At 64.8% G+C, this 22,608-nt stretch carries 24 protein-coding genes; 8 read left to right on the top strand and 16 right to left on the bottom strand.

The window, feature by feature from the left end; translation table 11 throughout:
* Positions 1-174 precede the first annotated feature (174 nt).
* The 5 genes from AC25Y4_RS00120 to AC25Y4_RS00100 form a co-directional block, all read right to left on the bottom strand.
* A complete protein-coding gene (locus tag AC25Y4_RS00120; protein ID WP_488118341.1) occupies positions 175-897 on the bottom strand; it encodes an MBL fold metallo-hydrolase in 723 nt (240 codons plus the stop codon).
* Positions 897-1,991, bottom strand: coding sequence for an S-(hydroxymethyl)mycothiol dehydrogenase (locus tag AC25Y4_RS00115; RefSeq protein WP_488118340.1), 1,095 nt, complete (start codon positions 1,989-1,991; stop codon positions 897-899). The genes AC25Y4_RS00120 and AC25Y4_RS00115 overlap by 1 nt, the downstream gene beginning before the upstream one ends.
* Before the next feature lie 166 nt (positions 1,992-2,157).
* Complete coding sequence (locus tag AC25Y4_RS00110) at positions 2,158-2,388, bottom strand: AbrB/MazE/SpoVT family DNA-binding domain-containing protein (RefSeq protein ID WP_488118339.1); 231 nt, start codon at positions 2,386-2,388, stop codon at positions 2,158-2,160.
* A 35-nt stretch (positions 2,389-2,423) separates the two neighbouring features.
* Positions 2,424-2,651, bottom strand: a complete 228-nt coding sequence (locus AC25Y4_RS00105; RefSeq protein ID WP_488118338.1) for a hypothetical protein — start codon at positions 2,649-2,651, stop codon at positions 2,424-2,426.
* Positions 2,652-2,995: 344 nt separating this feature from the next.
* Complete coding sequence (locus AC25Y4_RS00100; protein WP_488118337.1) at positions 2,996-3,643, bottom strand: TetR/AcrR family transcriptional regulator; 648 nt, start codon at positions 3,641-3,643, stop codon at positions 2,996-2,998.
* 70 nt (positions 3,644-3,713) lie between these two features.
* Between AC25Y4_RS00100 and AC25Y4_RS00095 the strand changes: the two genes are divergently transcribed.
* Entirely contained in the window at positions 3,714-5,171 is a 1,458-nt protein-coding gene (locus AC25Y4_RS00095; RefSeq protein WP_488118336.1) for an MDR family MFS transporter, read from the top strand.
* 166 nt (positions 5,172-5,337) lie between these two features.
* A complete protein-coding gene (locus AC25Y4_RS00090) occupies positions 5,338-5,643 on the top strand; it encodes an MmcQ/YjbR family DNA-binding protein (RefSeq protein WP_488118335.1) in 306 nt (101 codons plus the stop codon).
* A gap of 30 nt (positions 5,644-5,673) precedes the next feature.
* Here the strand turns inward: AC25Y4_RS00090 and AC25Y4_RS00085 are convergent, their stop codons facing one another.
* Positions 5,674-6,054: a hypothetical protein gene (locus tag AC25Y4_RS00085; RefSeq protein WP_488118334.1), complete on the bottom strand. Its 381-nt coding sequence runs from the start codon at positions 6,052-6,054 to the stop codon at positions 5,674-5,676.
* A 478-nt stretch (positions 6,055-6,532) separates the two neighbouring features.
* On the opposite strand from AC25Y4_RS00085, the gene AC25Y4_RS00080 reads away from it, so the two are divergent.
* On the top strand, positions 6,533-7,492 hold the full coding sequence (locus AC25Y4_RS00080) for a hypothetical protein (protein WP_488118333.1): 960 nt from the start codon (positions 6,533-6,535) through the stop codon (positions 7,490-7,492).
* Here AC25Y4_RS00080 and AC25Y4_RS00075 read toward each other — a convergent pair.
* Positions 7,452-8,483 carry a DNA methyltransferase gene (locus AC25Y4_RS00075; protein WP_488118332.1) on the bottom strand — a complete coding sequence of 344 codons (1,032 nt, stop codon included), beginning with the start codon at positions 8,481-8,483 and terminating at the stop codon, positions 7,452-7,454. The two genes, AC25Y4_RS00080 and AC25Y4_RS00075, sit on opposite strands and share 41 nt — an antisense overlap.
* Positions 8,484-8,842: 359 nt before the next feature.
* On the opposite strand from AC25Y4_RS00075, the gene AC25Y4_RS00070 reads away from it, so the two are divergent.
* Complete coding sequence (locus AC25Y4_RS00070) at positions 8,843-9,652, top strand: nuclease-related domain-containing protein (RefSeq protein WP_488118331.1); 810 nt, start codon at positions 8,843-8,845, stop codon at positions 9,650-9,652.
* A 179-nt stretch (positions 9,653-9,831) separates the two neighbouring features.
* Positions 9,832-10,344 (top strand): hypothetical protein, encoded by a 513-nt coding sequence (locus AC25Y4_RS00065; protein ID WP_488118330.1) that lies wholly within the window; start codon positions 9,832-9,834, stop codon positions 10,342-10,344.
* Positions 10,345-10,349: 5 nt separating this feature from the next.
* Here the strand turns inward: AC25Y4_RS00065 and AC25Y4_RS00060 are convergent, their stop codons facing one another.
* The 9 genes from AC25Y4_RS00060 to AC25Y4_RS00020 all read right to left on the bottom strand — a co-directional run bounded on the left by AC25Y4_RS00060 (position 10,350) and on the right by AC25Y4_RS00020 (position 19,536).
* Entirely contained in the window at positions 10,350-11,288 is a 939-nt protein-coding gene (locus AC25Y4_RS00060; RefSeq protein ID WP_488118329.1) for a hypothetical protein, read from the bottom strand.
* Positions 11,289-11,306: 18 nt separating this feature from the next.
* Positions 11,307-11,852: a hypothetical protein gene (locus AC25Y4_RS00055; RefSeq protein WP_488118328.1), complete on the bottom strand. Its 546-nt coding sequence runs from the start codon at positions 11,850-11,852 to the stop codon at positions 11,307-11,309.
* Between the two features lie 223 nt (positions 11,853-12,075).
* Positions 12,076-13,707 carry an FAD-dependent oxidoreductase gene (locus tag AC25Y4_RS00050; RefSeq protein ID WP_488118327.1) on the bottom strand — a complete coding sequence of 544 codons (1,632 nt, stop codon included), beginning with the start codon at positions 13,705-13,707 and terminating at the stop codon, positions 12,076-12,078.
* A gap of 78 nt (positions 13,708-13,785) precedes the next feature.
* The gene (locus AC25Y4_RS00045) at positions 13,786-15,276 is read right to left on the bottom strand and encodes a class I SAM-dependent methyltransferase (protein ID WP_488118326.1); all 1,491 of its coding nucleotides are present in this window, start codon (positions 15,274-15,276) and stop codon (positions 13,786-13,788) included.
* Positions 15,273-16,697: an FAD-binding protein gene (locus AC25Y4_RS00040; protein WP_488118325.1), complete on the bottom strand. Its 1,425-nt coding sequence runs from the start codon at positions 16,695-16,697 to the stop codon at positions 15,273-15,275. Before AC25Y4_RS00040 ends, AC25Y4_RS00045 begins: the two co-directional genes overlap by 4 nt.
* 186 nt (positions 16,698-16,883) lie before the next feature.
* Positions 16,884-17,237, bottom strand: coding sequence for a DUF202 domain-containing protein (locus AC25Y4_RS00035; protein WP_488118324.1), 354 nt, complete (start codon positions 17,235-17,237; stop codon positions 16,884-16,886).
* Complete coding sequence (locus tag AC25Y4_RS00030; RefSeq protein ID WP_488118323.1) at positions 17,234-17,593, bottom strand: YidH family protein; 360 nt, start codon at positions 17,591-17,593, stop codon at positions 17,234-17,236. The genes AC25Y4_RS00035 and AC25Y4_RS00030 overlap by 4 nt, the downstream gene beginning before the upstream one ends.
* Positions 17,594-17,794: 201 nt before the next feature.
* A complete protein-coding gene (sufU, locus tag AC25Y4_RS00025) occupies positions 17,795-18,253 on the bottom strand; it encodes a Fe-S cluster assembly sulfur transfer protein SufU (protein WP_488118322.1) in 459 nt (152 codons plus the stop codon).
* Positions 18,250-19,536, bottom strand: a complete 1,287-nt coding sequence (locus AC25Y4_RS00020) for an aminotransferase class V-fold PLP-dependent enzyme (protein ID WP_488119493.1) — start codon at positions 19,534-19,536, stop codon at positions 18,250-18,252. The genes sufU and AC25Y4_RS00020 overlap by 4 nt, the downstream gene beginning before the upstream one ends.
* A gap of 391 nt (positions 19,537-19,927) precedes the next feature.
* On the opposite strand from AC25Y4_RS00020, the gene AC25Y4_RS00015 reads away from it, so the two are divergent.
* Genes AC25Y4_RS00015 through AC25Y4_RS00005 form a run of 3 tightly spaced genes read left to right on the top strand, consistent with a single transcriptional unit; the run spans position 19,928 to position 22,445 of the window.
* Complete coding sequence (locus AC25Y4_RS00015) at positions 19,928-20,749, top strand: alpha/beta fold hydrolase (protein WP_488118321.1); 822 nt, start codon at positions 19,928-19,930, stop codon at positions 20,747-20,749.
* Entirely contained in the window at positions 20,746-21,669 is a 924-nt protein-coding gene (locus tag AC25Y4_RS00010; RefSeq protein WP_488118320.1) for an alpha/beta hydrolase, read from the top strand. Before AC25Y4_RS00015 ends, AC25Y4_RS00010 begins: the two co-directional genes overlap by 4 nt.
* Positions 21,670-21,698: 29 nt before the next feature.
* Positions 21,699-22,445 (top strand): alpha/beta hydrolase, encoded by a 747-nt coding sequence (locus AC25Y4_RS00005; RefSeq protein WP_488118319.1) that lies wholly within the window; start codon positions 21,699-21,701, stop codon positions 22,443-22,445.
* The last annotated feature ends 163 nt before the right edge of the window (positions 22,446-22,608 follow it).

The raw sequence follows: 22,608 nt of genomic DNA, 5'->3' as shown, positions 1-22,608 counted from the left end.
CCCAGTTGTAATCACGAACGTCGGCGTACTGGTTTCGAGCGAAATCCCGGTGGTTGAGGAGGCCGCCCGCGGCCGTCTCGAAACCTCGCAAGCCGATCTCAGGAAACCGGGGTCGGCGTACTGGTTTCGAGACGCGGCCTCGTTCCTCGGTCGCTCCTCAACCAGCGGCAGCAGCTAGTGCCCGCGAGCGATCCATTCCTCGCGCTGGGGCGTCTCATCGCCGATCAACGTGGTCTGGCCGTGGCCAGTGCGCACGACGGTGTCGACAGGCAGCGTCAGCAGTTTGTTGGTGATCGACTCGATGATCGTCGGGAAGTCGCTGAACGAGCGGCCGGTTGCCCCCGGTCCGCCGTGGAACAGTGTGTCGCCGCTGAAGACCGTGCCGAGGTCCGGCGCGTAGAAGCAGACCGACCCGGGCGAGTGTCCTGGTGTGTGCAGCACCTGGAGTTCGATGCCGGCGACGGCAATGCGCTGGCCGTCTGCCAGGGCGTTCGGGCGCAGGGGTGCCGCAGCAGTTGCGCCAGCAGCAGCCGTCTCGCCACCGATCTCGCCAGCAGCATCCGCTGAATCAGTCGCACCCGCGGCATCCGCTGGGTAGACCATCTCCCAGAGCATGGTGTCGTCCGGGTGCAGCCAAACCGGGGCATCCGTTGCCGCGTGCACGCCGCCGGCCGCGCCGATGTGGTCGTTGTGCCCGTGAGTGCAGAGGACGGCCAGCAACGTGCGGTCGCCCACAGCCTTCAGGATGGCGTCGGCATCGTGGGCTGCATCGATGACGACGCATTCGGTGTCGTCGCCGATGATCCAGACGTTGTTGTCGAGGTCCCAGGTGCCGCCATCGAGGCTGAAGGTGCCGACGGTGACGAGGTGGTCAATGCGCGCGGACATCGCGGACATCAGAGCACCACCACCGAGCGCAGCACGTCGCCGCGGGCCATCTTCTCGAAGGCGGCCTCGATCTCGCCGATGCCGATCTTCTCGCTGACGAATTCGTCGAGCGGCAGCCGGCCCTTCAGGTAGAGGTCGGTCAGCATCGGGAAGTCGCGCTCCGGCAGGCAGTCGCCGTACCAGCTGGACTTGAGTGAGCCGCCGCGTCCGAAGACGTCGAGCAGCGGGATCTCCAGCATCATGTCAGGGTTCGGCACGCCGACCAGCACCACCGTGCCGGCGAGGTCGCGGGCATAGAACGCCTGGCGCCAAGTTTCGGGGCGGCCGACCGCGTCGATGACGACGTTGGCGCCGAATCCACCGGTGAGGGCCTGCACGGCGGCGACGACGCCATCCTCATCGAGAGCCGACGAGTCGATGACGTGGGTGGCACCGAGCTGCTGCGCCTTGTCGAGCTTCTTGGCGTCGCGGTCGATGGCGATGATGACGGATGCTCCGGCCAGGCGTGATCCCACAACCGCGGCATCCCCCACCCCGCCACAGCCAATCACGGCGACCGAGTCGCCGTAGCTGACGTTGCCCGTGTTCATGGCCGCGCCGATGCCGGCCATGATGCCGCAGCCGAGCAGGCCGACGGCGGCCGGGTCGGCATCCGGGTTCACCTTGGTGCACTGCTTGGCGTGCACGAGGGTCTTGTCGGCGAAGGCGCCGATACCGAGGGCCGGGGTGAGCTCCGTGCCGTCGGTGAGGGTCATCTTCTGGGTGGCGTTGAAGGTGTTGAAGCAGTACCAGGGCTCTGCGCGCTTGCAGGCTCGGCATTCGCCGCAGACGGCGCGCCAGTTGAGCACCACGAAGTCGCCGACGGCGACGTGGGTGACGCCCTCGCCGATGACGCTGACGCGTCCGGCGGCTTCATGTCCGAGGAGGAAGGGGAAGTCGTCGTTGATGCCGCCTTCCTTGTAGTGGAAGTCGGTGTGGCAGACGCCGCACGTTTCGATGTCGACGATGACTTCGCCTGGACCTGGGTCGGGAATGACGATGTCGACCAGTTCGACCGGCGCGCCCTTCGAGCGGGCGATGACGCCTGAGACTGTGGTGGGCATGGTGCTCCTCCGATTGGGGGTTGCCGGGTAAGGCAGGGGTATTGCCGGGTACGGCTGGGACTCCTTTAACCCTAACGGAGGGGGCCTGACGGGCGGCTTGGGCCGTCGCGCCCGGCGCGACTCGATCATTGAGTCGGGTGCGTTTCTATCGAGCCCGAAGTACCCGCTATGCGCGGCTGAGCCGCATGATCTCGTCGGAGGTCAACGAGCGCTGGGCCGACCCGCGAAGCCGCGCCAGAAGCTGGTCGGCACGATCAGGCTTCGACGCTGCATCGGCCGGCGAGAGGATGACCATGCCGTCGCGCTCGATGAACTGAACATCGGTTTGCGGCATCAGGCCATATCGCTCCCGAACCCACTGTGGAATCGTGACCTGGCCCTTCGACGTTATGCGCATGAATTCAGCGTAATTCTTACCGCCAGAAGTAATACTCATAATTTGCGCTCGATCGCCGCGTAGCTCTCTGCGTACAGTCCTGGGTTCAGCATGACCCGCCGTACTATTTCTGAGAACAACGCCGCGTTCAGCCTGTCGATGGCAAGCGAGTACTCCGTCAAGGCGCTCTCGAATTCGACGAGCTCCTCATCGGTCAGCGGCGTGGCAGCCTGTTCCGCCGCGTGCGTCGTGAATCCAGCGGATGCTCGTCTCAGATCCGCCATAAGAAGTTTCAGTTCGTTGTGGCCGGTGGGGTCAGAGCGATCGGCCTCGATCGCGGCTGGGGCACGTGCCGGTCGCGCGGGCCGGTGTCGGACGGGTTTTCTTCTCTTCGAAGGTTTTGCCATACCGAATTCCACCGCACGTGCACGAGGTGAGCATCGACGAGCGAGCGGATTGTGGATGGGGGCCAGTGATGAGCCGCCTGTGAGGGAGCACCTCCACAGTAGAGCGCGTCAGACCCAGGTCGACAGGGCCAGCCGTGCGAACCGGTGCGCGACATCCGTGTCTAGGTGTCCAACGCATTTGACGTCGAAACCCGCTCCGAGAGCAACCCCAACGATTCGGATCAGGGGCGGGCCGCGTACGCGCGCATGAATACGTGGACGCCGGCGGTCATGCTCCGTCGGACCTCATCGGGGTCGACTCGAGCGGGATCGGGCTGGTTGTTGTAAGCGAGGAGCACGGTAAGGGCGGTGAAGTGATCGGCCGCCAGACGCGCATCCGAGAGATCCAGAAGGCCAGCGTCTCGGAAATGCGCCAGGCGTTCCGCGATTGCCTCCTCGGGCGCTGCGGACTCCAAACCTCCCGCTGCCGGAAGCAGGGCACGGTGCTCTTTGGTAAGCGTGAGCGCCGCGGCGTAGTCGGCGGAACCGACGACTGTCGTGCCGATCTCGACGACGAAGGCGGTCAGCGATTGTTCAAGGTCGTGCGTCGTGCGGATGGGGGCATCATCGGCGAGGTGCTCGTCGAGGGCCGTGTTCAGCGAGCGCAGCAGCGACTCTGCGGCGTCGCTGACAACGTCGACCAGGAGACGAGCCTTGTCGCCGAAATAGTCGTAGACCGTGCGCTTGGAAACGTTCGCCTGCGCTGCAACGGCATCCATGCTGGTGCGCTCGAACCCGTCGCGCAGGAACAGCTCTCTGGCTGCAACGAGGATTGCGGCGCGTTTCGTCGAAGAACCCTCGCGCAGGATTTTCGTGCTCGGTACGGTCATCGGCTGCCTCCGACGACGATTCTACACTGACCAGTGTACTGGCTACACTGCACGGTGTAGTGTCACTGCCATGACTCTTTCTCCGCCACTCATATCCCCTGTCCCACCGCCGGTCTCGCAACGTCGACTGAACCTGATCAGCCTTGTCCTCGTGCTCGGCGTGATCACCACCATCCTTGACACCACCATCGTGAATATCGCCCTGGAGCATCTCCACTCGGCATTCAACGCCTCCGTCGCCAACACGCAGTGGGTCGCCACCGGATACCTCCTCGCCTACGTCGCCGTCATCCCGGTCTCAGGCTGGGCGTCCGAACGGTTCGGCGCTCGTCGAGTATGGATGTTCGCGGTAGCCGTCTTCCTGGTCGGTTCGCTCATGTGCGGACTCGCGTGGAACCTGCCGGCGCTGATCGGCTTCCGCGTGCTGCAGGGCATCGGTGGCGGCTTGGTGCTGCCAATCACCGTTACGATCCTCACTCGCGCGGCTGGCAGGGAGCGGATCGGCCGTGCCATCGCGACGATCGGACTCATCGGCCAGCTCGGCCCCATCCTCGGCCCGCTCATCGGTGGCTCGATCATCGACTCAATCGGATGGCACTGGCTGTTCTTCGTCAACATCCCGATCTGCCTGGCCGCCCTCATCCTCGCGCCGATGTTCCTCCCGGTCGGCGAGAAGGATCGCACTCGCTCGCTGGACGTTCTCGGCCTCCTCCTCCTTACTCCCGGGATTGCCGCCCTCGCGTTCGGGGTCCAGACGGCCGGAGTCGACGGATTCGCCGCGGTCGGAGCCTGGCTCCCCCTGGCCATCGGCGCAGCCATTGTTGTCGCGTTCGCAATGCACTCCTTGCACGCGAAGCACCCCGCACTGCTGGACGTGCGACTGTTCGCTCGCCGCAGCTTCGGGCTCAGCAGCGTGATCACCTTCGCAGGCGGATTCTCGCTCTACGCCTTGATGTTCCTGCTGCCGATGTTCTACCAGCAGATCCGCGGAGAATCTGTGTTCGCCACCGGTCTCTTACTGATCCCGCAAGGCCTCGGGACGATGTGCTTCATCCTCGTCAACCGACGCCTGGCTGGCCGCGTCGACACTCGCTTCGTCATCGCGGGCGGCGTCATCCTGACCATGATCGGCATCCTGCCCTTCGCACTGGCCGGATCCACGGGTGGAGACAGCCTGCTTCTGGCCGGCCAGTTCTTGCAAGGATTTGGCATGGGCGCCGTTTCGATGCCAGTGATGACGCTCGCCTTCGCCGGCCTGAGCCACGCAGAGACTCCTCGCGGCAGTGCGGCGTTCAGCGTCGTGCAACGCGTCGGAGCCCCGTTCGGCGTCACCGTGATCGCGGTGATCCTCCAGAGCTACCTAACCGAAGCGGGTACCGTGCCGCAGGCGCTGGATGCCTTCAGCGCGACCTTCTGGTGGGTTTTCGCGCTCAGCCCGATCCCGCTCCTTCTCGCACTGCTCCTCCCCGCCGCGTCGAAAGCGACCGCCCCGACAATCGAACGCTCACCAGCCCTCGCGGCCGAGTGAGCGCTGGTCGCTGCACACTGCGACGAGTCCGACACGCTCGGGTTCGACGGTAAACAGAGCCGCCCGGTCTAGACCCCTAGGCCGGGCGGCTGCTCCTGGGTATCGTGGGACGGCATCCGCTCCCCCGCCGTTCCCTGCGGCCGTGCACCGTGGCAGAGTGGCGGCCATGGTCACCGAGGACGACGTGTGCCGCATCTGCCTGTCGATGCCGGGTGTGACCGAACGGCTCAGCTGGGGGCAGCCAACCTGGTTCGCGCGCACCATGATGGCCAGGATCTGGGACGACGGCATCCTGACCGTGAAGAGTGACTATCGCGAGGCGCTGGCCGGGACGTACCCCGAGACCTACTTCTGGACCCCGCACCACGAGCGTTGGCCCCGCCTGGTGCTCGTGCGGATGGCCAGGGTGGAGGAGGACGAACTCGGGGAGCTGCTCGAGGAGTCGTATCGCATCGCGGGTGCGGTGCGCTGACCGTTGGGCGTTGAGCGTTCGCCCCGGCGGCTAGCCGAGCGCCACCACGAGGCACAGCCCGGCCAGCACCAGTGACACCGGCGTCATGGTGAAGCGCTCCGGCTTGCTGCGCGAGATCGCGTTCATGACGATGCCCAGCGCGAAGTAGCCGGTGAGCACCCACATGGCCACGTCAACGAACGTCTCGTTCGAGATGACGTCCGTCGGCTGCGCCTTCTCCAGCACGATGAGCGCGAACAGCGCGTAGAGCAGAATCGAAATCACGCTGCCGATGCGCTTGCCCCGCGGCAGCACCTCGTCCTGCCCGCCCCAGGCAAACCGGCCGAGCGGCAGCCCAGCGATGAGCAGCAGCTGGAAGACGGCGAGGAGCCCGAGGATGATGCAGACGAGCACGGCGGCAGCGGATGTCATGGGCTCAGCTTAGGGAGCACGGCGCCTTCGCAATCCTGGTCGCTGCGACTACTCACCCCAGTAGGCGGCAACCGACCTACGCGTGGACGTCGGCCACCAGGTCGACCTTTTGCGCCAGGGCGTTTCTCTTTGGGCGCCTCCGCTGCGCGCTCTAAGGTCTCTAATCAAGTCTCAAATCGCCAGTCCGCGTCGCTGGCTTGCGAGCCCGATGATTCTTGGCGGGTGACCCCGCGGCATCCTCCGCGATGGGCGCAGGAGGGCAACAAATTCGGCGGCGGCACTCTTCAGGGAATGGTCGCGACAGAACGGGAGACAGCGAGAGCCCGATTCTCACACTGTTTGAGCTAAGAAAGCAAGCAACTGACAATGCCGGGAACTACGAGATCGTTTGACTACTTCATGAACGCCCCCCTAACTGGGGCTGACCTCTAAACCTTGATGTGGAGGCGTGGCCCGCGTAAGACAGTACTTTTGGAACGTGCCGATCACCAATGAACTTGCCGAGCTACTAAAGCTCGCGAATAGCGCCCTGCTTGAACTCGCGGGTGAAAACGTCGATGCGATAGAAGTGAAGAGCGTGCGGACTGAAGAGGCACCGTTCCTCGCGAAGGTCGTGAGCAAGCTGAGTCCGATGGTCGGCAACCTCATGGAGCAACGCATCGTTGATTTGCTCGATAAGACGAGCATCGAGGGCTATAACTGGCATCGACAAGACCCCGGCTTCCCGGACGCGATTTTGAGAACCGCCGATGGCCTGAACACGGACACTGGCTTCGAAATCAAGGCTTGGTATGTCCTCAGCACCGAGATCACCGGTCGCTTCAAAGAGTCACAGAACCTGCTTTCCGGCAAGAACGTTAACGTCGCGATTGTGGCATGGTGTATGAGCCACCTGATCTACGGGAAGCCCAAGATTCTCGGCGTTCTTACCGTTTCAGGTTCGGAACTCGCAGCCAGCAGAGACAGCCACTATCACCAGCCGCCTGACTACCTAATTATCGAACCGAACAACACGACCGCTCGGACGGCAAACCTCCAGCAGAGCAATGTCAACGGTTTCAAGTTGCAAGAGTCGCACTGCGACCCAGTGGTGCTTGCTGAAGTGCGCGCTGAGTACGCCAATAGATCAAAGACTATTGATCCGCATTCGCCCAAAGCGCAAGCCGAGGCTGTTGCTCTACAAAATAGGCTCGTCTACAGGTTGGACACGAACTTCGCCAAGATCGATCGTGTCGGCGCCGATGCGGTAGAAACGTTCAAGAAAGAGCTGCTCGCAGAGAAATACCTAGGCAAGTCATTTGCTCAATGGATAACTATCCTCAGAAACCTGAATGGAACCAGCGACAGACTGCGATTACGAGCAGAGCGGATGATCGTCGACCTCTACGCGGACATGCTTAGGGCTGAACCTCAAACAGAGTTGGCACACGATCTCTGAACCGCTCTTGAGCGAGATCGTAGTGTCTCGGGTCGATCTCGGCGGCAAAGGCTCGGCGTTGTAGGTTGACAGCGCTCAGCGCAGCCGTGCACAGCCCACCGAACGGTTCCCACACAACATCCCCCTCGTCCGTTGAAGCGCTGATGATTCGATCCATAAGCGCCAGTGGCTTCTGATTCAAATGGCTCGTGCTCATCTTGCCGGGGTTGTGGGTCCTTGGGGCGGACCGGCTGCCGCTGCCTCGATAGCGCTCAGCGCCCCGCAATGACGGAAGATCCCAAACGTTCGTTACTCCGTGGGCGTAATTGAACTTGCTCCTGGTCGCAGCCCAGTCCTTAGCCGTCACCGGCGCTTCGCCGTCGAAACTGTAGTACGGAGCGCCCTCAGGCTTTCCGTGCTCATTTGCATAGGCGACGAGCTTCATCATCACCTCGACGGGAGGCCAATACCAAAGCCAGCCTTGATCGAAGTACTTGCGCGTTGCTGCATCTTTGACGCCACACGCCGCATTGGCAGCTCGAGCGGGGAGCCCAGAACGCTTCCACTCATCGCGCAGCCACTTCTTCATGTGGATGATGTGATCGCTTCCAGGCTCGACAGGAAGCTGGGGGGTGCGTGTGTAGTAGGCGCAAACCTCGGTTACAACCGGGAAGCGCCTGATCGTCTTGCTATTAACGTTCCCAGCAACTTGGCCGATCCCCTTGTTCCAGGTGTTCAAGAACTCGAACTGCCACCCGGCGCTCACCAATTCAGGGTGGACGCTCGCCCACCCGACTTCCGTGTTCCAGAACCAAAGCGAAGTCGACAAAGTCGAATGCTTCGACCACGCCGAGATGTGCGGTCGATACCAGTCGGGTAGCTCCTCAGCTGTACGTGGGTCGCCGTGAAAGCCACCCACACCGTAGGCGCCATCACTCACGATTGTCGTCGGTGACTCCCATTTGTGATAGACGTCTAGTGCGTCTCCGTTGAAGATTTCCCATTCACTCACCGTCTCAGCATAAGGGCGGCCTGAGACACTGTCCGAATCGTCGCCGCGGGGAGGCGTCTCTCATTCGCTAGAGACAAGAACGTGTGAAACAGTTGGTTGCCCCACTTCGACCAGGCAATCAATTTCGAAGTGGGTACGATCCATCAAACGCAATCCCTTGCGGAAGGCGGCATCGGCCATAATTCTGGTCATGATTGCGAATCGGGCGGAAGGTGGCGACCTGGCCACGCTCGGTCGGCCGGCCGGCAGCGAGGATGCAACGACGCCCGACCACGGAACCCCGCTTGGGGGTTAGCACCGCAAGGAAGCTTCCTGAAAGATCGGATGAGGCGCAAGTGCGCCGGTTTGGGGAGCATCCGTTGACAGATCTACGCAGTCGAGTGCCCGCCCAGGGGCTGATGGCCATGGTGCTCAGCGCACATGAAAGCGGCGAGGCGCAGCTGTCGCCCCGCCAGGGAATGATTCGCCTCAGCGACGAGGCCCGCCCCTGGTACACCGGCGCAATTGGTGAACGACGGGTAGGGAAGGTGCTCGCTGAGCTCGGGCGCGAGTGGACGGTGCTCCATTCCGTGCCGGTCGGGAGCGGAGCGAGCGACATCGATCACGTCGTGATCGGTCAGGCGGGCGTGTTTACGATCAATACGAAGCACCACCCAGGCAAGTCGGTGTGGATAGGCGGAAAGGGCATGCGCGTTGGCGGGCACAAAGTGCCCTACATTCGCAACGCCACGCACGAGGCCGAGCGCGCCGCAACCCTGCTCTCGACTGCAAGCGGAATGACAGTTCCAGTGACGGCCGTCATCACGCTCGTCGGGGCAAGCGAGATCGTCACGAAGCGTGCGCCAGATGGCGGAAACGTTGCACTGCACATCGTCACTGAGCGCCGGCTTTTGCGAACACTGACGACCCGGCCGGTCTTAAGCGTTGAGCAGGTTCAACGAATCGTGGATGCTGCGGTGCTGCCAGGCACGTGGCACACATCACCTGAGATTGCCGTAGACGGGGCCGCCATCAATTCAGCATTCGATGCGCTTCATTCCGGTGTGGCAGTGATGGATGCGCACAATCGACGTCGGGCGTATTGGAGGGGGCTGGCCAAGGGCCTTGTTCCGATTTTGGTTCTGCTTGGCGCATCCGCTGTTTTGTATTGGTGGATGTCGACTCGATGAGGGGTTCGCATGATTTTGTGGCTGCACTCGCATCTGCCACGTCTTGCTGCTTGTGTCATGTGACGATTTCGATTCATGCTTCCATCCCCCCATTTGGGTTTGGGCTGATCCCACGTCATCGTGCGCATCTCACGCCACAATCGCTTCATCCCAAAGCACCAGGACAATAGACTGCACCTGTGAATTGGGCGCTCGAAGGACTCAGAGATTCAGGCTTCAACGGCTTCGTACGGTTTGCGGAGCTACCCACTTCGACGGTCCCGGCAACGCCCGGTGTCTATGTAGTGCTCCGCGCAGATTCGTCGCCACCAGCATTCAGCGAACGAAGCGCAGCCGGATGGTTCAAGGGAAAGGACCCGTCCGTCGATATCGAGCAGCTGCGAGCAGCGTGGATCCGCGGTGCCGAGGTCCTCTACATTGGCAAAGCTGGCGCCGGGGCGACGGGTCGGCGTGGACTCCGGAAACGCCTCGATGAATTCCGGCGCCACGGTGCGGGCGAACCTGTGGGACATTGGGGCGGTCGCTACCTATGGCAGATCGCCGAAAGCGACCAGCTTCTCGTCGCGTGGAAAGAGACGCCAGACTCCGATCCGGAATCCGTGGAATCAAAGATGATCGCCGACTTTGTCGCTGATTTCGGCGCTCTCCCATTCGCCAACCGCAAGGCCGGGCGAGTGGTTTCTGCTCCCTGACAACATCACGTCGCAACGATGCACTCCGACTGCACAAGGATCGAGATGCCGTCCGCCGTGCCGCGGATCGACAACAACCCCAGCTCGACGTATTCGGCGCCATCCTCGTGTAAGCCCAGCAGCGAATAGAAGTCCCTGCCCATCGCCCGATCCGTCGCGGAGTATCCGTCGGCAACCCACGACGAGGTGATGGCGTCGAAGGCGTCGTCGGCACTGTCAGCGATCTCGAAAATCGGAATCACTACCGAGCCGCTGACCTGCTCCCCCACCCCGGAGGTGCACGCGGCTATCGCGACGTTAGCCGGCCCACGGATGCCGGCAGCGTCGCCCGCATCGTCGAGCAGCGTCCTGACCAGCAGCTGATCGCCCTGCAGTCGCGCGGCGGCGGCATCCGCATCGAGCGGGATACCGAACACGGCAGGGTCGATGGGTGGCACGATGTGGTCGTCGGGCTCTGCCGAGCCGAGCGGCAGGCCCACATACCCAACTCGCTCGATGGTCGTTGTGGTTTCAGTGGATGTGGCTCCCACGTCGGCGGAGACCGTGAACGACGCCCGCGGAATGCCCTCCACGGCCGTCTGCGAGTCGTCTAGGTGCACCAGCATCGCGGTGATCCGCTCGACATCGGCCTGAGCCGCCGCCCTGGCTTTCGAGCTAGCCGTCGGCGCGCTGGTCGACCCCTCAGCGGCCTGCGCGGCAGCATCCGCTGACACCCTGACGTAAAGCGATGGCCGCCAGATAGCCAACCCGCTGGAGTCGCCATTCGGCGGTGCACCGGAGTAGCCGAGCGCCTCAACGGCAGGATCCACAGCCAGCGCGCTGAGATCCGCGATGAGGCTCTGGCTTGGCGACACGGAATTGAGGGTCAGCAGCGAGTTGGAGAGCGAACTATCCAGTGTCACGGCGGCGAGGGCCCGATCGCCAAATCCGCGGAGCGCGCGCATCGTGGCAGCAACGCGCGGTCACTCGTGGGGCGAATCCACCGACACTCTCACCGGCCGGTTGTCGTCCGAAACCTGGACGTCAATCACGCCGTCGACTCCTCGAAGCGACACGGCGGCGGCCGCGAGCTCCGCAGGGGTGAGCGGCCCAGCCGGATAGTCATCGTGAGAGGAGAACGTGATCGATGCCTGCACGCCGCCAGCGTCCGCCGGGATGCGAATCGTCCCGAAGGTCGCAACTGTGGCATTTGCGGCCGCGACTTCCTGCTCGACGCTGTTGGACACCGCGCTCAGATCACGCAGGTTCGGTTCCACATCGATGCTGATGCTCGCACTCCAAGCCTCTGACCTCGACAGCGGGCCGCCCCGCAGGACATCAGCCGATATGTGCGAGTCAGCGGATGCGACACCCTCGATTGTCTGAATCATCGCCACCGCGTGGTCAACGACCGCCGTGACCGCAACCGGTGGTGGCGGAATGACCACAGTGCAGCCCATCAGCATGCTGCTCATCCCGGCTGTCACCACTGCCGCCGCGACCCACCGAACGCTCCCCCGAGTCTTCATTCGCTCACCATATCGGTCATGCGTCTCGGCACGCGAAGTCGCCTAGTGGCACCGGATCATCGCGCTGCAACTTCGGTGGGAACGCGGGCAGAGTTAGTCAGTCGCGCAGCGGCGATACACGGTCTCGTTCCTCGGTGCTCCTCAATCAGCGATCAGGAGAGCGGACGCGGGTTGGGCGTGTTCTAAGCCTCGATCCACCGGTCCGCTTGACGGCGCGCGTTGCTCACTCGGCGAGTACGCGGTGGACTGAGGCGATTGCGCTAGACCCCTCGCCGACGGCGGCCGCAACCCGCTTCATCGATCCTCGGCGCACATCTCCGGCTGCGAAGACGCGTGGCGTGGACGTCTCGAAGGGAAGGGGCTCTCGTTCAAGAGCCTGCCAGCGCTCCAGCATCTGGGACGTGATGTCGCTTCCGGTCCGGATGAATCCCGCCTCATCGCAGTCCAGGTCCTTTACCCAGCCCGTCGCGGGGTCGGCGCCGATGAAACAGAACAGGCCGCGTGCCGGGATCGTGCCGGCCGTGTCGATCTGTACGGTCTCGAGGGCGTGACCGCCACCGAGGCTGATGATGTTCGACGACGTGTGCAGGTGAATCCGTGGGTCGTCCACGATCCGGTCGACGAGGTAGGACGACATCCGCGTGCCGAGGTCGTCACCGCGCACCACAAGATGCACGCTGCAGCCGTTAGTAGCGAGATAGATGGCGGCCTGGCCGGCGGAGTTGGCGCCGCCGACAACGACGACCGGGGAGCCGAGTACCTGCTTGAGCTCGAGCGCGGTCGCTGCGTAGTGGATACTCGTGCGTTCGAAGTCTTCCCAGCGCTCCAGGTGCAACCGTTTGTAGGCGGCGCCTGATGTCACGACAGCCGAACGTGCACGGATCACCCGCCCGTCATCAAGCACCACCTCAAGGCCGTCTGCGGTGGAGCGCAATTCGGCGGCCTCGCAGGGGGCGCAGACGCGCACACCGAACTTGATCGCTTGAAGAGTTGCCTGCCCGATCAGCGCCGTTCCGCTGACCCCGAATGGGAACCCGAGGAAGTTCTCGATCCTCGCGGTTGCGCCCGCCTGCCCGCCCGGAGCGACAGCCTCCAACAACAGCGTGCTGAGCCCTTCGGATGCTCCATAGATGGCCGCGGCAAGCCCTGCAGGTCCCCCGCCGATGACGACGAGATCGACGGCGTCCTCGCCGATCGGCTCGTAGCTCAGGCCAAGATGTTCGGCGACCATGCCGGGCGTCGCCCGCACGAACGCCTCCCCCTGGATGAACGCGATGGGCAAATCTTCCGGGCCCCACTCGTAGCCGGGATGCGAAACGGTCTCACCGGGCTCGAGTCCGATGGCCGCGTGCACGAGGTCGAGGCGCTCAGCGAATCGCCGCAGCGCGAGGAATTCGCGGGAGTCGCCGGCCCCGACGAACTTGAGGGTGAGCGCCGCCGACCCCTTCCGGAGCGATTCCCGGCGTGCCCACAGCGCGTGCAGGACCATGTCGCCCAGGTCGTCGTCTTCGGAGAGCACCCGGCGGAGAGCGGTGCGATCCAGACGCCAGACTCGGCTGGGTGTCTTCGCCCGAATGGACAGAAATGCGCGCTGACCATTGAGGAGGCCCAGCTCTCCCGCGAATTTGCGCGGGCCAACGATTGCCAGGACCTCCTCATCAATCCAACGCAACGCATCGCGAACGATCTCGACTTGCCCGGCCTCGACGAGGATCATCGGGTAATCCGGGTCGCCCGTGCCGACGATCTGCTCCCCCGCTGCAACGTCGAACGGCACGGCGTACTGCGTCAGATGGGCCCATTGCACATCCGTGGGCGTCGGAGTTGTCTCGGAACCCGTCTGGTATTCGACCACGGCAAATGCCTCAACTTTCGGTGGAGGCGGCGGCGTGCGGAACGCCCACGCGCGCCGCACGTTACCGCCACGTTGACTTTACGGAGTCCACCACGGGCGCAACGGCAGAGCATCGGCTACAGCCTTGGCGTGAGCGTCGGTGCGCGACATCAGCACCTGGTGCAGCTGGATGCCGTTCTTCTCGAACGCCAGTCGCGACCCCGCCATGTACAGGCCCCACACCTTCGCGGTGGGGAGCCCGACCTCGGCGACCGCCTCGTCCCAGTGCTCGACCAGGTTGGCGCACCAGTCGCGGAGGGTCAGCGCGTAGTGCTGCCGCAGATTCTCTTCGTGCAGCACTTCGAGGCCGGCATCCTGAGCCTTGCTGATGATCCGACCCGAGCCGGTGAGCTCGCCATCGGGAAAGACATAGTGATCGATGAACCCGTGAGCGGCCGGTTCTGAACCGTTCTCCGGCCGCGTGATGCAGTGATTCAGCAGCAGCCCCCCAGGGCGCAGCCTCGACCGCAGAAATTCGAAGTACGACGCATAGTTGCGCACCCCGATGTGCTCCAGCAGCCCAATCGACGACACCGCATCGAAGCCGCCCTCCGCGATGTCGCGGTAGTCGCCGTAGCGCACCTCTGCCAGCTCGCTCAAGCCCTCGTCGGCGATGGCCTGCTGTGCCCACGCCGTCTGCTCGGCCGACAGCGTCACCCCGGTGGCACGCACACCGCGACGCGCGGCGTACCGCACCATGCCGCCCCAGCCGCACCCGACGTCGAGCAACCTGTCCCCCGGCTTCAGCCGCAGCTTCTCAAACACCAGTCGATACTTGTTCTCCTGCGCCTCATCCAGCGACGCATCGGCGGCCGGATAGCACGCACAGGTATAGGTCATCGACGGCCCAAGCACCCACTCATAGAACGTGTTCGACACGTCGTAGTGGTGATGGATCGCATCCGCATCACGGCTTTTGCTGTGCCGAAGTCCCGCGGCCATTCGACGCCAGCGCGGCTGTGCCTCCTCTGGGGGCGGCGCAATCGGACGCAGATGACGGATGCCGATTGAGCGGATGACGTCCACCATCACCCGAGGCGGCGGCAGCTTGAAGACCAGCTCGTCGGCCAGCGCCTTGAGCAGTTCGTAGGGATCGCCGGGGTGCACGCCGTGGATGTCGAGGTCGCCCGCGATGTAAGCGCGGGACAGACCGAGGTCACCCCGACCCGTCGCCAGGTAGGTCGTGCCGCGCGGGGTCTTCACGTCGAGCCCGAACGGCGCATCGACCGGGCCGGACGAGCTGCCGTCGTACGCCGTGAACCGCAGTGGGAGTTGGCTGCCGGCCAGGATCTCCAGGACGTCGGCGAGGGAGAGTGACTTCCCTGCGTCGGCCTCTTCGGCCGCTTCAGCCGCCTCCGTTGCTTCGGCCTGTTCGGCCGCTTCAGCTGCGTCAGTGTTCTTCGCGGTGTCGGCCCCTGTGCCGACATTCTCTGCGGCGCCGACATTCTCCGCGGCACCGACCGCTTCCGCGCCGCCCACTGTCTCCGCCTGCCCAGCAACCTCTGGCGAATCATCCCTGAACGTCGTCATCGTCGTTGTACCGCCTTCGCATAGAGGTCGAGAAGTCGTGCATCGGGGTCGTACTGTTCTTTGACGGCGCGATAGATTTCCCCGCCGTACAGCTGGTTGAACTCCTCGCGGGAGTAATAGGAGTCTGAGTACAGCGACTTGTGGCCGTCGAAATCGGCGACCGAGCGTTCGATCTTCCGATTGGTCTCCCCCTCGGTGGACCCGACCGGCACCGTCGACCAGAAGCCCACGTTGACGTAGCGCCGCTGCGGCTGGATCGGGTAGAGCGGCCATCCGCTCACATCTCGCAACTTCAGCGGGCACAGCCAGATCGGCTCAATCGGCACGTTGTCGAGGAACCAGCCCAGGAACTCCGCACACCGCTCGATCGGCACCTCGACGTCTTGCACGACCCGCTCGCGCGGCGGCCGTCCGCCCAGCTTCTCGATGCGATCGCCGATGTGGAACCGCTGCTCGTACTTCATCAGCTTCCCGTAGACGCTGCTGCGTCGATAGCGTCTCGGCCACATCCGACGGATGCGCTGATCCTGCGCGCCGAACGCCTCCGAGCACCAGAACCAATCCGTGTCCCACCGCCAGAGGTAATCGTGGATGGTGAGGCGGTCATCCGCTGTCGTCTTGTCGTGCCGGCCGCTCGTGTGCTGGACGACCTGCTGCTGGCCGCTCTTCTCTTGAATCGACCGGTAGTAGATCTGCTGGCCGGTGTAATCGCTGACGGGGCCGGGCGCCATCGTCTGCCTGCCCACGCACAGGTAGCTTTCGTCGGCGCTGAACACCACACCGTCGAGGTAGTCGACGGCAACACCGTCGAGGCTGCCGGTGCGGGTGATACCGTCCATCGCGACAATCAGGTCGGTGAGCGAGTGGAACCGCAGGTGGGTGAGCGCGACGAACGGCTTCACCGGTTCGAGTTCGATGCGGAGGCGCACCGCGTAGCCGAGCGTGCCGTAGGAGTTGGGGAAAGCGCGGAACAGATCCGAGTTCTCGCGTGGCGATGCGGTGACCACCTCGCCGGCGCCAGTGAGGATATCCATCTCCAGCACCGACTCGTGCGGCAAGCCGTTGCGGAACGACGTCGACTCGATGCCAAGACCGGTGACCGCGCCGCCGAGCGTGATGGTCTTCAGCTGCGGCACCACCAGCGGCGCCAGCCCGTAGCGCAGCGTCTCGTCGACGAGGTCTTCGTAGGTGCACATGCCGGCCACCTCGGCCGTCCAGGACTCCGCGTCGACACCAATGACGCCCGTCAGCCCCGACGTATCGAGGCCCTTGGCCTGGGTCTTGGTTCGGGTGCGGAACAGATTCGACGTCGGTTTAGCCAGCCGAACAGCGGATGCCGCCGGCACAGCCCGATAGCTCGCCAGAAGGCGCTGCACGCCAGCGGCGTGAGCGCTCCGCACATCGGCTACGGGAGCGGGCACGCCTCCCACGTTAGTCCCGGGTGGTTGCGGGTGAACAGGGCTTTTGGCGGTGAAGTCGACCGGGTCTCGAGACGGCCTGGCGGCCTCCTCAACCAGCGGGAGGGCAGCATCCGACCCTGTCGAGATTGCCTTCTGAACTTGCGGCTCATATGAGCCGGAAGTTCAGGACGCTAAATCGGCACCCCTTCAGCTGAGGCGCTGGCCCGTCATCATCGCAACCACGACGCTCACCGCGAGCACCGCCACCAGCAGGGTCACTGCTGCGAGGGCGGCGAGCGGCCAGGAAGACACCGCCTCCAGCGAACCGGATGCCGTCAACTCGCGGTGCGTGTGCCGATATCGTCTGCGCGCAGTCACGTACGCGACCAGGGCAAGCACGACGCCCCCGGCACCGACCACCACCGCGGTGACACCGATGAGCGGTGCCGCCAGCCGAATTCCCACGGCGCAGCAGATCGCCAGCGACAGAGTGGTGCGCTGCCAGGCCAAAAGCGTGCGCTCAGCCTGCAGGCCAGGATCGAACGGGGACGCCGCGCTCACAACACCAGCCCCAGCACCACCAGCAGTCCGACGAATGAGAGGCCGAGGCCCAGGATCAGGGCGAGGGACGGCCCCGGCATCGGCCGGTTCAGCCGCAGGGCGAGTTCGATACGCATCCAACTGACCCACGCGTAGATCGGCGTGATCACGCCGAGGGCAAGCAGCACCGCGATCACCGTGACCCTGATCCACTCGACCATGTTCAGGTTCAGCGCCTCGACCGCCACTCCGCCGGCCAGCAGCGCGAGCGACGTGCGGATCCACGCCAGGAAGGTGCGCTCATTGGCCAGGCTGAAGCGCGGATCGGGCTCTGTTCCCTGCGCGTACACACGCTGGGGAAATCGTTTCGGACTCACGCTGCGAGTGTAGCGGGCGCGGGTTTCGAGACGCGGCCTCGTACCTCGGGCGCTCCTCAACCAGCGGGAGTCCGGTGGTTGAGGAGGCCGCCCGCGGCCGTCTCGAAACCAGCGCGGGCGTGAATCCCAGACAGATCAGAGATCGGCCTACGAGATTTCGAGACACTCGCTGGCGCTCGTTCCTCAATCAGCGAGGAGTTACTACGCGCTCTGCGACGCCTTCACATCGGCGAGGCAGCCCTCGGCGGCGACCCAGCCGAGCATCGCGCACTTCACACGCATCACGAACTTGGAGACGCCGTGGAAGGCGATCGCATCGCCGAGCACATCCTCATCGGGTTCGCCGGCGCCACGCGAGCGCATCATCTCGCGGAACACATCGATGGTCGACTGCAGTTCAGCCATGGTCTGCCCGGGCGCGATCTCGGCCAGAACGGATGCCGACGCCTGCGAAATACTGCAGCCAGATCCGACCCAGCCGAGCGACGCGATCCGGTCGGAGCCGGGCTCCAGCGCGATCTGCAGCGTGATCTCATCGCCACAGGTGGGGTTGCGTTCGAAGCGTTCGGCGTCGGAGTTCTCGAGCGCACCGTAGCCGCTGCGCTTCTTGGAATGGTCGAGGATGAGCTCCTGGTAGAGCCCGGCCAACGGGTCGGTCATGAGGTTTCTCCAAAGTACGGACGGACCTCGGCAACGGCGGCGAGAAAGCGGTCGACCTCGTCGGTCGTGGTGTACAGGTAGGCGCTGGCGCGCGTGGTGGCGGTGAGGCCGAGGCGACGGTGCAGCGGCTGCGCGCAGTGGTGCCCGACCCGCACAGCAATGCCCTTCGCGTCGAGGTACTGGCCGACATCGTGCGCGTGCACGCCGGCGACGTCGAACGCGACGAGCCCGGCGCGCGGGGTGCCAGCCGGCTGGCCCACGATACGGATGCCGTCGATCTTGGCGAGGCCCACGAGCATCCGCTCTGCCAGGAATTCTTCGCGGGCTTCGATGCGGTCAAGGCCCAGGCGTTCGAGGTAGCGCACGGCTTCGGCGAGCGCCACGGCCTGGGAGACGGGCTGCGTGCCGGCCTCGAAGCGCTGCGGGGCTGGCAGGTACTGGGCGGACTCCATGGTGACAGTCGTGATCATCGACCCGCCGGTGCGGAACGGCGGCAGCGCGTTCAGCAGCTCCTGGCGGCCGTAGAGAACACCGATGCCGGTGGGGCCGAGCATCTTGTGCCCGGAGAACGCAGCGAAGTCGACGTCGAGGGCGACCAGGTCGAGGCGGCGGTGCGGCGCCGACTGGCAGGCATCGAGCACAACGTATGCGCCGACGCCGTGCGCCAGCGTGACGATCGAGGCGACGGGAGCGACGAAGCCGGTGACGTTGGAGACGTGAGCGACGGCAACAACGCGGGTCTTCGAGTTGATGACGGCTTCGACGTCGGCGACCGTGTAGACGCCCTCGTCGTTGACCGGCACGTAGCGCAGCGTGGCGCCGGTGACCGCGGCGAGTTCCTGCCACGGGATGAGGTTCGCGTGGTGCTCGGCCTCTGTGATGACGATCTCGTCGCCGGCGCTCAGCGCGAACCGGCGGGCGGCGTCTCCCCCACGGCCCCGACTGGCGTTGGCGAAGCCGTACGCGACGAGGTTGAGGGCATCCGTTGCGTTGGAGGTCCAGACGATCTCGTCTTCACGAGCGCCGACGAACGCTGCGACCGTGGCGCGGGCGTCTTCGTAGGCCTCGGTAGCGAGACCGGCGAGAGTGTGGGCGCCGCGATGCACGGCAGCGTTGCTGTGCACGAGGAAGTCGAGTTCGGCATCGAGCACAGACTGTGGGCGCTGCGCCGTCGCTCCAGAGTCGAGGTAGGCGAGCGGCAGGCCGTTGACCTGCTCCGCCAGTGCGGGGAAGTCAGCGCGAATCGCCTCGACCTCCTGCTCGGTCAAGGGTTCGGCGGCGATGCGATGCGCAGTGGCGCCTGCTTCGCGTGCTTCGGTGTGTGACACGGACTACCTCTCATTGCGGCCGCCCAGGCGACCAACGACTGTAACCATTCTCCTCGCCTTCGTGTTCCGAAACATCCGGACTAAGTGAAACGGATGCCGCTAGCCGCGAACACCCGCGTGCCTGCTCGTGCCAGTGCCCGTCGCCAAAACAGGACGAATCGACCATTTGTAGTCGAAAACAGGAAGAAACCGCCCGAATTCGCAGTGGCATCCTGTATTCGCGACATCCGCGAGCGGCGCGTGCAGCGCACCAGCCGCGCATCCGCCGCAGGTCCGCCCGTGTCCGCCCCCCGCGCAACCGCCGCCGCGCGTCGCGTTCGTCCACAGCTGCCCCTCAGCTGCCGTCATGCACGATGATGGTGAGATGGCGATGCGACGGGTGCGGGTGGGCGAGTACGACATCGCCTTCACAGACTCCGCCGTCGCCGATACTGCTGGCGACGCAACTGACGACGCCACTAGCGACGTCGACTTCACCGCCTTCACCAGCCCCGCATCTCCACTCTTCCTGCTGGTGCACGGCATCGGCATGGGCACGTCGTACTTCGCCGAGCTGCGTGATGCGCTCGAACCGTACGGCCGCGTGATCGCGATCGACCTTCCCGGCTTCGGCGACTCCCCCGAACCAGACAACGACATGAGCATGGCCGAGCTGGGTCGGGTGCTCGTGGAATTCGTGGAGGCGCTGGCACTCGAGCATCCGGTGCTCGTCGGGCATTCCATGGGAACGCAGGTCGTGGCCGAAGCCGCCAGGCAGCGCCCCGACCTGTTCGATGAACTCGTGCTCATCGCGCCGACCGTCAACCGGCATGAGCGAAGCATCGGGCTTCAGGCGTGGCGGATGGTGCAGGACCTCTACAACGACGACCCGCGCGTGCTCGCCCTCGGCATCCAGAACTATCTCAAAGCGGGGCCGCGCTGGTTCGCGAAGAAGCTGCGCAGCATGATGGCGCACGAGATCGAGGCGACGCTGCCGCACATTCAGGCCCGCACCCTGGTGATTCGCGGGCTGCGCGACCCGGTCTGCCCACACGACTGGGCTGCGGAAGTCACGGCGCTCCTGCCGAATGCCCGCCTGGCCGAAATCGAGGGCAGGGGCCACGAAACCATGGTCAAAGACGGCGTCTGCGCCGCGGACCTCATTGTGGAACATCTGCAGCCCGCATGAATCTCCTGCGGCAACTCGGGTGGCGAGGGCGTGACTACGCCTACGCCGGGTTGCAGCAGGCGCGCTCGCTGTTCCACCGGGACGTTCCCGCGCACTTCACGCACGGCGACCCTGCCCGCCCCGCGGTCGTGCTGCTGCCGGGCGTCTTCGAAACCTGGTTCTTTCTCGAACCGCTCGCGCTGCGCCTGAACTCCCTCGGATTCCGGGTGTTCTCCGTGCCGGAACTCGCTTTCAACCGGATGCCGATCCGCCGCTCAGCTGAGATCGTCGAGGACGCGCTACGCCAGGTGCAGGCCGAGCATGGGGTGGACACGTTCATCCTGCTGGCGCACAGCAAGGGCGGCCTCATCGGCAAGCAGCTGATGCTCGCCGCGGCGGCAGACCCTGACGACGCGGTCGTGTTGCACGACGCGAGCTTGGTGCCGGATTCGGCTGCACTGCGGGAAACGGATGCCGCGCCGCACGAAACGGACGCCGAGCCTGCCCCTGCTCCTGCCCCTCTGAACATCGTCGGCATGGTGGCCATCTCGACCCCGTTCTCCGGGTCGACCTACGCACGATTCATGCCGTCTCGCATCCTCCGCGACTTCTCGCCCCGTGACGAGGTCGTGATGGAGTTACTCGCCCAGCAGGACGTCAACAAGCGCATCGTGTCGATCTACGCCGACTTCGACCCGCACATTCCGAGCAAGAGTGCCCTGGCCGGAGCGCACAACGTTGAGCTGCCGATCGCCGGGCACTTCCTGCCGCTTGTCGACCCGAGCCTCGCGGATGCCGTCGAGCAGGCGACGCTCGAGTTGGCCGACGCAGTGCGCACGTCCACGGGTGCCAACCCCGATCCAGACGCCAGCAACGACCCCGAGCCCGACCCCGAGCCCGACCCGCGCATATCCCCGGCCACACCCGGCGACTCCCCGTAGTTCCGGCACCGAGGTGAGAGTATGTCCACGTGCCTACTTCAGCCACTCGCATCCGTCGTCGAATCGTCCTCATCGCCTGCGCCGCGCTCGCCGTGCTGCTGCTCCTGGTCATCGGCGTGCTGGCGTGGGCCAACATCGTCATGCAGGGCGACCGTGCCGCAGCGCTGGAGGTGTGGCGCAATCCGGCGGTGGAGATCACCTCGACCGACCACTCCGTCATCCTCTCGCCCACCGAGGATGCCTCCGGAACCGGGCTTGTCTTCATCCCCGGCGCCAAGGTCGACCCGTACGCATACATGAATGTGCTGTCGGGCATCGTCGCCGAGAGCGGCGCGACGGTCGTCATCACGAAGCCGACCCTCAACCTGGCCTTCTTCGACACCCGCCCGCTCTCCACATTCACCGATGACGTGACGGATGTCTCCACCTGGTTCATCGGCGGCCACTCCCTCGGCGGCGTGCGGGCCTGCCAGCTCGCCGACTCACCAGAGGTGAGCGGCCTCGTACTGTTCGGCAGCTACTGCGCCAACGACCTCCGCGACTCCGACCTTGACGTGCTCAGTATCGGCGGCAGCGACGACGGCCTCAGCACGCCGGAAAAGATAGCGGATGCCGCCCACCTCCTCCCCGCCAACACCACCTTCGTCGAGATCGACGGCGCCAACCACGCGAGCTTCGGCGACTACGGCGCCCAACCGGGCGACGGCGAGGCGACGATCAGCAACAGCGAGGCGCACGAGCAGATCACGAAGGCGCTGGCCGCGTTCGGCCTGTAGCACTTCCCCCGCTGGTTGAGGAGCGACCGAGGAACGAGGCCGCGTCTCGAAACCGGCCACCCTCCGCTGGTTGAGGAGCGACCGAGGAACGAGGCCGCGTCTCGAAACCGGCAACCCTCCGCTGGTTGAGGAGCGACCGAGGGCCGACCCGGGGAAAGGGGCC

Source organism: Leifsonia sp. Y878 (assembly GCF_057669685.1).
This window is presented reverse-complemented; position numbering and strand designations above follow the sequence as displayed.

Bases quoted from the DNA above. Each gene is read 5' to 3' on its own strand.
- AC25Y4_RS00015 (WP_488118321.1), top strand. From the start codon at position 19,928: ATGCACGATGATGGTGAGATGGCGATGCGACGGGTGCGGGTGGGCGAG.
- sufU (WP_488118322.1), bottom strand. From the start codon at position 18,253: ATGACCGACCCGTTGGCCGGGCTCTACCAGGAGCTCATCCTCGACCAT.
- AC25Y4_RS00120 (WP_488118341.1), bottom strand. From the start codon at position 897: ATGTCCGCGATGTCCGCGCGCATTGACCACCTCGTCACCGTCGGCACC.
- AC25Y4_RS00100 (WP_488118337.1), bottom strand. From the start codon at position 3,643: ATGACCGTACCGAGCACGAAAATCCTGCGCGAGGGTTCTTCGACGAAA.
- AC25Y4_RS00045 (WP_488118326.1), bottom strand. From the start codon at position 15,276: ATGACGACGTTCAGGGATGATTCGCCAGAGGTTGCTGGGCAGGCGGAG.
- AC25Y4_RS00095 (WP_488118336.1), top strand. From the start codon at position 3,714: ATGACTCTTTCTCCGCCACTCATATCCCCTGTCCCACCGCCGGTCTCG.
- AC25Y4_RS00085 (WP_488118334.1), bottom strand. From the start codon at position 6,054: ATGACATCCGCTGCCGCCGTGCTCGTCTGCATCATCCTCGGGCTCCTC.
- AC25Y4_RS00060 (WP_488118329.1), bottom strand. From the start codon at position 11,288: ATGCGCGCGCTCCGCGGATTTGGCGATCGGGCCCTCGCCGCCGTGACA.
- AC25Y4_RS00105 (WP_488118338.1), bottom strand. From the start codon at position 2,651: ATGGCGGATCTGAGACGAGCATCCGCTGGATTCACGACGCACGCGGCG.
- AC25Y4_RS00090 (WP_488118335.1), top strand. From the start codon at position 5,338: ATGGTCACCGAGGACGACGTGTGCCGCATCTGCCTGTCGATGCCGGGT.
- AC25Y4_RS00010 (WP_488118320.1), top strand. From the start codon at position 20,746: ATGAATCTCCTGCGGCAACTCGGGTGGCGAGGGCGTGACTACGCCTAC.
- AC25Y4_RS00115 (WP_488118340.1), bottom strand. From the start codon at position 1,991: ATGCCCACCACAGTCTCAGGCGTCATCGCCCGCTCGAAGGGCGCGCCG.
- AC25Y4_RS00110 (WP_488118339.1), bottom strand. From the start codon at position 2,388: ATGCGCATAACGTCGAAGGGCCAGGTCACGATTCCACAGTGGGTTCGG.
- AC25Y4_RS00055 (WP_488118328.1), bottom strand. From the start codon at position 11,852: ATGAAGACTCGGGGGAGCGTTCGGTGGGTCGCGGCGGCAGTGGTGACA.